Genomic DNA, 9,713 nt, shown 5'->3' with positions numbered 1-9,713 from the left:
CGACGGCCTCTACTCGGTCGGCTACGTCGTCGATGCCGGCGACGCGATCGACGAGATCAGCGAGACCAACAACTCCGCCTTTGCCGGCACGCTCCGTGTCGGCCCGGCTCCGGCCAACAGTGGCACGCCCGACGACGTCGAGCCCAACGACGCTTTCTCATCCGCGACCAACCTCGGCACGCTCGGCCAGGCAAGCTTCACGACCGGCAGCATTTCCACGACGACCGACGACGACTACTTCGTCTTCACCGCTGCCGAGAGTGGCCAAGCGACCATCACGGTCAGCTTCAGCGACAATGTCGGCGACATCGACGCGACACTGACCAACGCCGCCGGCAACACCCTCGACAGCGGCACGTCCACGAACGACGACGAAGTCCTCACCGCCAGCGTCGTTGAAGGCGAGCAGTACTTCATCCGCGTCTATGGCTGGTCGGGTGCCATCAACACCTACGGCTTGGACGTCAACGCGCCCGGCGTCGACACCGAGGGCCCGGTCCTCGCGACGGCAAGCTTCGATCGTGACGCGACACAGCAGGTTCGCTTCACCTTCGACGAGCTCATCGATCCCAGTGCAGTCAGCGCCGGTGACCTCGTGCTCGAGAACCTGTCGACGGGCGAAGTGTTCAACGTCTCAACGCTCGCCTTCGCTGTCGGCGGACGCGAGGCAACGTGGGCCGTCTCTCAGGGCTCGCCGCTGCTGGGCAACGGCGTTTGGGAAGCGACGCTGCCGGGTACGTCTGTCACCGACATCAACGGCAACAACGCGGCAGGCGACGCGTCGTTCACCTTCGACGTCTTGGCCGGCGATGCCAACTTCGACCGCACCGTCGATCTGGCCGACTTCGGCATCTTGCGTGCCAACTTCGGCAGCACGAACTCGCTCTTCGCCCAGGGCGACTTCAACTACGACGGGTCCGTCGACCTCGCCGACTTCGGCCTGCTTCGTAGCAGCTTCGGCCAGACGCTCGGCATGCCGGGCTCGCTCTTCGCCGACGACGAGGCCTGAACCCATCGCTGACGAACACCATCAGCACCTTCCCACCCTTCGAAGCCGTAAACGATGCACACGATCGAGCCCCTCGAGACCCGCCGCCTCCTCAGCGGCAACCTGATCACGCGGGGCATCTACCACACCGCTGCTCAGCTTGAATCAGAGCTTCGAGGCCTAGCGGACGCGTATCCGACCTTGGCCGCTGTCGAGCAGGTCGGAACCAGTGAACTCGGTGCGCCGATTTGGGGGCTCAACATCTCCGACAACGTCGGCACGCAGGAGGACGAGCCCGAATTCCGCTGGATCGGCGCCATGCACGGCGACGAAACGGTGGGGCAGGCGCTTGCCCTCTACTTCGCCGACGACGTGCTCGGTGGCTACGGATCTGACGCGCGCATGACCGAGATGGTCGACGAGACTGACATCTGGATCGTGCCGCAGATGAACCCCGACGGCTACGCGGCACGCTGGCGCTGGAATGCGAACTTCATCGATCTGAATCGCAGCTTCCCCGAGGGCTCGCTCGGAGACGGCATCGGCACGTACTTCGAGGGCGATCCGCTGCTCGACACCAATCGTGAGGCAGAGACCGCTTCGATCATGCGGTTCAGCGCGGATCGCAGCTTCAACCTCTCGGCCAACATCCACAGCGGAGCGCTCGTCGCCAACTACCCGTACGACAGTGACGGCAAGGGCAGCAACTACTCCGCCACGCCGGACGACGCTCTTTTTCGCGAGCTGGCACTGACGTACAGCCGCGAAAATCTGCCGATGTACAACTCGCCGTTCTTCTCCGACGGCATCACCAACGGTGCTGACTGGTACGAAGTGCGCGGCGGCTTTCAGGATTGGACCTATCGCTACCTCGGGACGATGGACCTGACCATCGAGGTGAGCAACACCAAGAATCCGTCTGCGAGCACACTCAATTCGTTCTGGGCGGACAATCGCGAGTCGATGCTCAGCTTCACCGAGGCCGTCCAGTGGGGCGTCCGCGGCGTGGTGACCGATGCCGACACCGGTCTGCCGCTGCAGGCAAAGATCACCATCGGCGGCAACACGCAGCCGGCCTTCACCGATCCCGATGTCGGGGACTACCACCGCCTCTTGTTGCCGGGCACGTACGACGTCACGGTGGAGGCCGACGGCTACGACGCGGTCACGATGCAGGACATCGCCGTCACCGGCGGTTCCGCGACGCGGTTCGACGTCGAGCTGTCGCCGACCGATCTCACGTCGCCGGCGCTGGTCTTCAGCGAGTACGCGATCAACGCACCAACACCGACGGTTTCGATGCTGTTCGACGAGCCAGTCGACGCATCGGCCGATCCGTCTGACCTTCGCGTGACTCGTGATGGTGACGGCTTCGAGCTGCCGTCCAACCAGATCAGCCTCGCGTTTGCCGACGAAGGCCGCGGCGTGGACTTCGTCTTCGACGGCCCGCTTCCCGACGGCAACTGGACAGCCGAGCTTCGCCCCGGCGCACTGACCGACGCCGCCGGCAATGCGGCCGAGGCCACGCAGACGTTCTTCACCCTCGCCGGCGACGCCGACCGCGATCGTGACGTCGACCTCTCCGACTTCGGAATCCTCCGCGCCAACTTCGGCAAGCTCAACGCCAGCTTCGCCGACGGCGACTTCAACTACGACGGCAACGTCGACTTGTCCGACTTCGGCATCCTCCGGGCAGGCTTCGGCAACACGCTTGTTGCTGCAGCGGACGATTCGTTGTTCGAAGACGTCGCCTGACACGGCGCCTGATTCGCCAGCGACGCCGGGATTCGGCACGATGTCCGGATGCGTCGCCTGACGATCCTCGCAATCCTGGTTCTCGCAGTACCCGTCGCCGCGGGCGACTTGCAGCTGAGCGAACGCCTGGCCGACATCGAAGTCGTTGATGGCATGGTCGTCATAGACGGCGTCGAGATCTCGGCAGACGAGTTCGTCCAACGTGTCGATGACCTGCAAGGCGATCGCGACACCCGCGGCACCCTCTTTCGCGCCCTCGACATCACCGGCCCGCTCGGCGGCATCATGGTTGGGCTCGGCCTCTTCGGCCAAGTGCTCTTCACCGGCCGAATGGTCGTGCAGTGGCTCGCCAGCGAGAAGGAGAAGAAGAGCGTTGTCCCACCGGTGTTCTGGTGGATGAGCTTCGGCGGAGCGTCGTTGCTGCTGACCTACTTCATCTGGCGCATCGACATCGTCGGCATCCTCGGCCAGTGCACTGGCTTTGCGATCTACGCCCGCAACCTCTGGCTCATCTACCGGCCGGGAAGCGATCGCGGCGTGTGACGTTTATCGTGCGTCTGCGAGAAGCTGCAGGGCTTCGTCCGCTGACGTGGCAATTTGTAACTCCTCCCACGTGACCTTCCGGACGAAGCCGAGCGTTGTGGCGTGTTTCATCCAGTCGATGAGTGGGCGGTAGAAGCCATTGATGTCGAGCAGGATGACGGGCTTGGCGTGCACGTGGAGCTGTCGGCCGACGAGGATTTCGAAGAACTCTTCGAGCGTGCCGATGCCGCCTGGCAGGATGACGAAGGCATCGCCGCGTCGCTCCATCTCGGCCTTGCGGTGTCGCATGTCGGTCGCGACGACGAATTCATCGCACTGGGTGTCGTTCAGATCGCCAAAGAGCGGCGGGGAGATGCCGACGACTCGGCCGCCGGTGCTGCGGACGCCGTCGCTGACGTCGGCCATGAGTCCGGTGTAGTTGCCGCCGTAGACCAGCGTCATTCCTGCGTTTCCGATGCCTTCGCCGAGTTGCCTTGCCGCCTCGTGGAAAGACGGATCGACGTTTCCGCTTCCACAAAAAACGGTGACACAAAAGGCATCGGGTTCTTTCGTCATCGGGGCGGCACTCTAACGCTGGATTGGGCTCAGGTTGAACTGGTCGGCCGTTACTTCGCTGCCGAGACGAGCACCTTGGTTGCAGCCGTTGTGCCGAGTGAAATGACCCCATGGTCCGCCGTCTCAACCGCCGTCGAGTCGGCGGCTGACTCGCGGCTGGTGACGTTCACCAATGCTCCGGGGACCAAGCCGTGGCGATCGAGGAACTGCAGGAAGGGCGGCGTCTGATCGATCACCCGTGAGACCTGCAGTGATTCGTTCATCGGGCAGTCGGCCAGAGTCCAGACGCGCGTGGGCTTGATCGAGCCTCGCTTTTCGTCGTCGGCCGGTGGGATCGGGTCGCCGTGCGGATCGACGCTCGGGTGGCCGAGCAGGGCGTCGATGCGGTCGAGCAGCTTCTCGCTGACGGCATGCTCCAGCACCTCGGCCTCCTCGTGCACCTCGGACCAGTCGAGGCCGATGATTTCGACGAGGAACTGCTCGATGAGCCGATGGCGGCGAAGCACCTGACGCGCCATGCGTTCACCTGCGTCTGTGAGTCGAACGCCGCCACGCGGTGCGTAGTCGAGCAGCTCGCCCTCCGCGAGCGACTTGACCATGCTGGTCGCGGTGCCGGGCGTCACGCCCACGCCTTCGGCGACGCTGCCCATCGAAACCAGCTCCTCATCAGTGAGGCCCTGGCCTGCGAGATAGATCTGCTTCAGGTAGTTCTCGACGGTGCTTGTGGGCATGCCGGACGTGGGCGACGCCGACATGGTACGGCAACGGACGAGAGGGCCTGGCTGCTCGAGCCCGCTTTGGGTTGCCAGCTCTTTGCTTGGCCCTGCCGGACGATCAACGCGAGACGGACCACATGTTGTTCTCGACCGAGTCGTACGTCTCCTCGAAGGTCAAGGCACGCACGGAGCCGTCGACGAAGCTGTACCACTGCTTCTCGCCGTAGCGCGACTTGCCCTCATGCTCCGGCCGGCGGCCGTCGATGGGCTGGTCCCACTCTGTCGCTTCGGGATCGCTCGGGAAGAGGCTTAGCGGCGGGGCGGCCTGGCCGAGCGTCCAGTGGAAGGGGTCGGTGACGACGTTCGAGTCCGACCACGGGTCGACACAAACGTCGAAGAACTCGCTGGTCCAAAAGGGATCATCCTTGTCAGCCAACGGCAATGGGCTGGGCGGCGCAATCGTCGCTTCGGTCCAGTTGCGTGTCCGAAGCGTCATCATGATCTTGTTGCTCGAATCCGGCACCTGCACGATCTTTCGAGGCACGCCCGTGAGGAAGCCGTTGTCGACGAACGAGCCCCACATCGCCGGCAGGTCCTGATCCGGGTCGGCCGGGTCGAACCAGACGGTCCGCCGGCCGCGGGTGTCGCCGGTGTCGTCGACGCCTCCACGCTCCTGGAGGATGTATTTCTCCAGCGCGGCCTGATACGAGTCGAACCGCCACCAGCTGATCGTCTCCGGGAAGCCGGTGTCTGTGACCATCGTTCGCGGGAACCACTGTCCCTCGTCGTTGGCATACATCATCACGGCAGTCGCGATCTGACGCATGTTGCTCGCGCAGACCGAGCCCTGGGCGCTGTTGCGCGCCCGGTTAAGCGTGGGCAGCAGGATCCCGACCAGCAACGCAATGATGCCGATGACGACGAGCAATTCGACGAGTGTGAAGCCGCGTGTGGTGCGTGTTGCAGAGCGAGACATGGATTCAGCCTTTGGTCAGTCGGGTTGATATCGGCAGAGTTGTAGCACAGGCTACATCATCTCCGGCAAAAATGTAGCCAAGGCTACAAGCGGTGTCAAGCGCTTTATCCGAGTTCGCCTTACCGGTCGTTCATCTCTGCGGTTGCCGAAGCGAAACGCTGGAGGGTCCGCTCGCTGACGTGGTGCTCAATCCCTTCGGCGTCGACGGCGGCCGTGTGTTCGTCGACGCCCAGGGCGAGCAGAAACTCGAAGACAATGCGGTGCCGCTCCGCACACTTTACGGCGAGACGTCGGCCTTTCGCGGTCAGATCGACGGGCTGGTACGGCTCGACCATGACCAGACCTTCACGGTCGAGCCGGGCCAGCGTGCGATTGACGGTGACGTGACTGACGCCGAAGCGTTTCGCCAAGTCGCTCACTCGGCAGACGCCGTCCCGACGCAGGATGACGTCGATTGCCTCGACGTAGTCCTCTGCCGTTTCGGTCGCGTGGTCCGCCCGCGTCCTCCGGTGGGCGGCCTTGGTGCTGTTCACTGTCGCCATTTCAATGCCTGCTTCCCGAGTGAGTCTACGTCGGCCTCGGGACGGGCATGCGGTGTGGCGTCACGGGCGGCGATGCCTTGACCGCCGAAACGCCGCCATCTATTTTTTGATCATTCAAAGTTGAGAGTCAGCATGTTCAACACATCCCGACCGTTCGCCATTCGACTCGCGTCGTTCGTGGCGTTCGTCCTTGCTTCATTTGCGCTTCTAACCGGCTGCGGTGATGCGGCCAGCGGATCGTCAGAGGGCGGGGAGGTTCGATACCCGTACAAGGTTGTCGCGACCGTCGGCATGGTCGGCGACATCGCGGAAAACGTCGCGGGCGAGCTCGCCATCGTCACAACGCTCATGGGTGAGGGCATCGATCCGCACCTGTACAAAGCCACGCGCGATGACGTGGCGGCGATGAGTGGAGCGGACGTGGTGTTCTACAACGGCCTGATGCTCGAAGGGAAGATGAGTGATGTGCTCGTCCGCATGAGCAGCAATCGGCCGGTGGTCGCGGTGACGGAAAACATCGAGGAGTCGTATCTGCTGGAGCCCGAGGCCTTCGCCGGGCAATACGACCCGCACGTCTGGATGGATCCGGCCGCATGGGCGAAGGCTGTCGACGTCGTGGCCGACACGCTGGCGGAGTACGACCCCGCCAATGCCGACGGGTACCGCAGCAACGCCGAGGCGTACAAGCAGCAGCTGGCCGACTTGAAGTCGTACGGCGAGTCCGCTCTCGATGGCGTGCCCGAGGGACGTCGCGTGCTGGTGACCAGCCACGACGCCTTCAACTACTTTGGCCAGGCATTCGGTCTCGAAGTCATGGGCGTCCAAGGCATCAGCACCGAAAGCGAGGCCGGCCTGCAGCGGGTGAACGAGCTGGTCGACCTGCTCGTCGAGCGGAACGTGCAGGCGGTCTTCGTCGAGAGCAGCGTGCCGCGAAAGAGCATCGAAGCACTCATCAATGGTGCCCGCAGTCGCGGCCACGAGGTGACGATCGGCGGCGAGCTGTTCAGCGACGCAATGGGCTCGGCCGGCACGTACGAAGGCACCTACGTCGGGATGATCGACCACAACGTGACCACCGTCGCCCGCGCCCTGGGCGGCGACGTTCCCGACAAGGGCATGAACGGGAAGCTGACGCAGTGAGCGTGAGTTCCCCAGCGGCCAACGACGCCGGAGCGGTCGCTCCGGGTGCTCGAACGTCCAACGCAGCGGTCCGAACGGAAAGCGTGCTCGGGTCCGAGCACTCGCCCGACGCGCCGCTGAGCATCCACGACATGACGGTCGCATATCACCGCCGCCCGGTTCTGTGGGACGTCGACCTGGACGTCCCCGAAGGCCGGCTCGTCGCGATCGTCGGCCCAAACGGTGCGGGTAAGAGCACACTCATCAAGGCAGCGCTCGATCTGATCCCGCGTGCGAGTGGGCGTGTGCGGGTCTATGGGAAGCCGTACTCGGAGAATCGCCGGCGCGTCGGTTACGTGCCGCAGCGGGAGAGTGTCGACTGGGACTTCCCAGTCAGCGCTTTGGATGTCGTCACGATGGGCACGTACGGCAGAATCGGGTGGATGCTGCCCGTGCGTCGAAAGCACAGGGAGAAGGCTCGCGAAGCACTCGACCGCGTCGGGATCGCCGACCTTGCCGATCGGCAGATCAGCCAGCTCTCCGGCGGTCAGCAGCAGCGGGCCTTTCTCGCACGCGCGCTCGTCCAGGAGGCGGACCTGTACATGATGGATGAGCCCTTCGCGGCCGTCGACGCAGCGACGGAGCGTGCGATCGTGAGCATCCTCAAAGATCTCAAGTCTGCCGGGAAGACGGTGCTCGTCGTCCATCACGACTTGCAGACGGTCGAGGAGTACTTTGATCACATCATCTTGATGAACATGCGCATCGTCGCCCACGGCCCGACTGCCACGACCTTCACGAGGGAAAACCTGCAGAAGACCTACGGCGGCAAGTTGACGCTGCTCAGCGACGCGGCCGAGGCGATCGTGAAGGGCAACCGACTTCCGTAGCGCGATGACTATGACTCCGCGGCTCGAAACCTCGGCAGCGATGGTCGACCTCGCCTCCGCGTGGCCGACCAGCGAGCAGTGGATTCGCGTCTTCACGCTCCAGGATCACAACACGCGCGTCGTCGTCCTCGGGACGCTCCTGCTGGGCATCGCGGCGGGTGTCGTCGGGAGCTTCACGCTGCTCCGCAAACGTGCGCTCATGGGCGATGCACTGAGTCACGCGACGCTGCCCGGCATCGGCCTGGCGTTCGTGATTGCAGTCGGGCTCGGCATGGGGCGGTCGCTGTTCGTGCTGCTCATCGGCGCGGTTGTGACCGGAGCGATTGGCGTCGGGACGGTGCTGCTGCTTCGCCAGCAAACGCGGCTGAAAGAGGACGCTGCGATGGGCATCGTGCTGAGCGTCTTCTTCGGGGCGGGCGTCTGCATGCTGACGATCGTTCAGCAGATGGGCAGTGGCAGCGCGGCCGGGCTGGAGGGCTTCATCTACGGCAAGACGGCGTCGATGGTGCCGCAGGACGTCTGGCTGATCGCGATCGCGGGCGGACTGTCGATCGTCGCGTGCGGGTTGCTGTTCAAGGAGCTTCGACTGCTCTGTTTTGACGCCGGCTACGCGCAGGCTCAAGGTTGGCCGACGCTTGCACTCGACGTGACGCTGATGGCGTTCGTCACCGCGGTGACGGTGGTCGGACTGCAGGCGGTCGGGCTGATTCTGGTGATCGCGCTCCTCATCATTCCGGCGGCGGCCGCGCGGTTTTGGAGTGATCGCATGCTGCCGATGACGCTGCTTGCGGGTGCGCTCGGCGGCGTCAGTGGGGCGATCGGCGCAGCGGTGAGCGCGCTCGCGCCCAGGCTTCCGAGTGGGGCGATGATCGTTCTGGTCGCTGCTGCGGTCTTCGGCGTCAGCATGGCGTTTGGGCCGGCTCGTGGCGTGGTGCCCCGGGCGCTTCGGCATCGAAACCTGCGTCGCCGCGTCGAACAGCAACACCTGCTTCGGGCCATCTACGAGTGGCACGAGCGCGGTGGCGAAGGCGTGGCCGGTGGTCTACCCGTGTTCGAGCTCGTCAAAACGCGTTCGTGGTCCCAGAGTCGCCTGCAACGCATCGTGCGACGCGCCGAACGCGACGATCTGCTCGACTTTGACGAGACCGGCTTGATCACCCTCACCGACTTCGGCCGCGATGCTGCGCGGCGGGTCACGCGGAATCACCGGCTGTGGGAGGCGTACCTCATCGAGCACGCCGACGTCGCACCGAGCCACGTCGATCGAGATGCCGACGCGATCGAGCACGTCCTTGACCGAGACATGATTCGGCGGCTCGAGTCGCTCATTGCTCCCGCCGAAGACTTGCCGAGCCCGCACCCGATTCGAACGCCAGCCACCGCGGGAGTTGTCGAATGATCGACGCCTTGTCAAACTGGGACTGGTTTCTCGACGGCTGGACGATCGGCGTCGGTGCGCTCTGCGGCGTCGCGTGTGCGCTGCTGGGCAACTTCCTCGTGCTTCGCAAGATGAGCATGATGGGCGACGCGATCAGTCATGCCGTCTTGCCGGGATTGGCGGTCGCGTTCCTCATCACGGGAAGCCGGGCAAGCGTGCCAATGTTCGTGGGTGCCGCTGCCGTCGGCGTG

At 64.4% G+C, this 9,713-nt stretch carries 11 protein-coding genes; 7 read left to right on the top strand and 4 right to left on the bottom strand.

The window, feature by feature from the left end; all coding sequences use genetic code 11:
* From AAGI46_12735 to AAGI46_12725, 3 genes are all read left to right on the top strand, one after another.
* Nucleotides 1–1,009 (top strand): Ig-like domain-containing protein (locus tag AAGI46_12735; GenBank protein MEM1013074.1); only part of this gene is annotated, 1,009 nt, incomplete at its 5' end.
* 54 nt (nucleotides 1,010–1,063) lie between these two features.
* Complete coding sequence (locus tag AAGI46_12730) at nucleotides 1,064–2,743, top strand: M14 family zinc carboxypeptidase (protein ID MEM1013073.1); 1,680 nt, start codon at nucleotides 1,064–1,066, stop codon at nucleotides 2,741–2,743.
* A 48-nt stretch (nucleotides 2,744–2,791) separates the two neighbouring features.
* Nucleotides 2,792–3,286, top strand: a complete 495-nt coding sequence (locus AAGI46_12725) for a lipid-A-disaccharide synthase N-terminal domain-containing protein (GenBank protein MEM1013072.1) — start codon at nucleotides 2,792–2,794, stop codon at nucleotides 3,284–3,286.
* 3 nt (nucleotides 3,287–3,289) lie between these two features.
* Here AAGI46_12725 and AAGI46_12720 read toward each other — a convergent pair whose 3' ends face one another.
* From AAGI46_12720 to mntR, 4 genes are all read right to left on the bottom strand, one after another.
* Entirely contained in the window at nucleotides 3,290–3,841 is a 552-nt protein-coding gene (locus tag AAGI46_12720; GenBank protein ID MEM1013071.1) for a TIGR00730 family Rossman fold protein, read from the bottom strand.
* A gap of 50 nt (nucleotides 3,842–3,891) precedes the next feature.
* Nucleotides 3,892–4,572 carry a metal-dependent transcriptional regulator gene (locus tag AAGI46_12715; GenBank protein MEM1013070.1) on the bottom strand — a complete coding sequence of 227 codons (681 nt, stop codon included), beginning with the start codon at nucleotides 4,570–4,572 and terminating at the stop codon, nucleotides 3,892–3,894.
* Nucleotides 4,573–4,675: 103 nt separating this feature from the next.
* Nucleotides 4,676–5,533, bottom strand: coding sequence for a type II secretion system protein (locus AAGI46_12710; GenBank protein MEM1013069.1), 858 nt, complete (start codon nucleotides 5,531–5,533; stop codon nucleotides 4,676–4,678).
* A gap of 119 nt (nucleotides 5,534–5,652) precedes the next feature.
* The gene (mntR, locus tag AAGI46_12705; protein MEM1013068.1) at nucleotides 5,653–6,081 is read right to left on the bottom strand and encodes a manganese-binding transcriptional regulator MntR; all 429 of its coding nucleotides are present in this window, start codon (nucleotides 6,079–6,081) and stop codon (nucleotides 5,653–5,655) included.
* A 126-nt stretch (nucleotides 6,082–6,207) separates the two neighbouring features.
* On the opposite strand from mntR, the gene AAGI46_12700 reads away from it, so the two are divergent.
* The 4 genes from AAGI46_12700 to AAGI46_12685 form a co-directional block, all read left to right on the top strand.
* On the top strand, nucleotides 6,208–7,215 hold the full coding sequence (locus AAGI46_12700) for a zinc ABC transporter substrate-binding protein (protein MEM1013067.1): 1,008 nt from the start codon (nucleotides 6,208–6,210) through the stop codon (nucleotides 7,213–7,215).
* A 131-nt stretch (nucleotides 7,216–7,346) separates the two neighbouring features.
* On the top strand, nucleotides 7,347–8,084 hold the full coding sequence (locus AAGI46_12695; protein ID MEM1013066.1) for an ABC transporter ATP-binding protein: 738 nt from the start codon (nucleotides 7,347–7,349) through the stop codon (nucleotides 8,082–8,084).
* Between the two features lie 4 nt (nucleotides 8,085–8,088).
* Entirely contained in the window at nucleotides 8,089–9,483 is a 1,395-nt protein-coding gene (locus AAGI46_12690) for an iron chelate uptake ABC transporter family permease subunit (GenBank protein ID MEM1013065.1), read from the top strand.
* Nucleotides 9,480–9,713, top strand: a 234-nt coding sequence (locus AAGI46_12685; protein ID MEM1013064.1) for a metal ABC transporter permease, incomplete at its 3' end; no start/stop codon positions are given. The genes AAGI46_12690 and AAGI46_12685, both read left to right, overlap by 4 nt.

The organism is Planctomycetota bacterium (genome assembly GCA_038746835.1).
Classification (GTDB): domain Bacteria; phylum Planctomycetota; class Phycisphaerae; order Tepidisphaerales; family Tepidisphaeraceae; genus JBCDKH01.
This window is presented reverse-complemented; position numbering and strand designations above follow the sequence as displayed.

Bases quoted from the DNA above. Each gene is read 5' to 3' on its own strand.
- AAGI46_12730 (MEM1013073.1), top strand. From the start codon at position 1,064: ATGCACACGATCGAGCCCCTCGAGACCCGCCGCCTCCTCAGCGGCAAC.
- AAGI46_12725 (MEM1013072.1), top strand. From the start codon at position 2,792: ATGCGTCGCCTGACGATCCTCGCAATCCTGGTTCTCGCAGTACCCGTC.
- AAGI46_12720 (MEM1013071.1), bottom strand. From the start codon at position 3,841: ATGACGAAAGAACCCGATGCCTTTTGTGTCACCGTTTTTTGTGGAAGC.
- AAGI46_12715 (MEM1013070.1), bottom strand. From the start codon at position 4,572: ATGCCCACAAGCACCGTCGAGAACTACCTGAAGCAGATCTATCTCGCA.
- AAGI46_12710 (MEM1013069.1), bottom strand. From the start codon at position 5,533: ATGTCTCGCTCTGCAACACGCACCACACGCGGCTTCACACTCGTCGAA.
- AAGI46_12700 (MEM1013067.1), top strand. From the start codon at position 6,208: ATGTTCAACACATCCCGACCGTTCGCCATTCGACTCGCGTCGTTCGTG.
- AAGI46_12695 (MEM1013066.1), top strand. From the start codon at position 7,347: ATGACGGTCGCATATCACCGCCGCCCGGTTCTGTGGGACGTCGACCTG.
- AAGI46_12690 (MEM1013065.1), top strand. From the start codon at position 8,089: ATGACTATGACTCCGCGGCTCGAAACCTCGGCAGCGATGGTCGACCTC.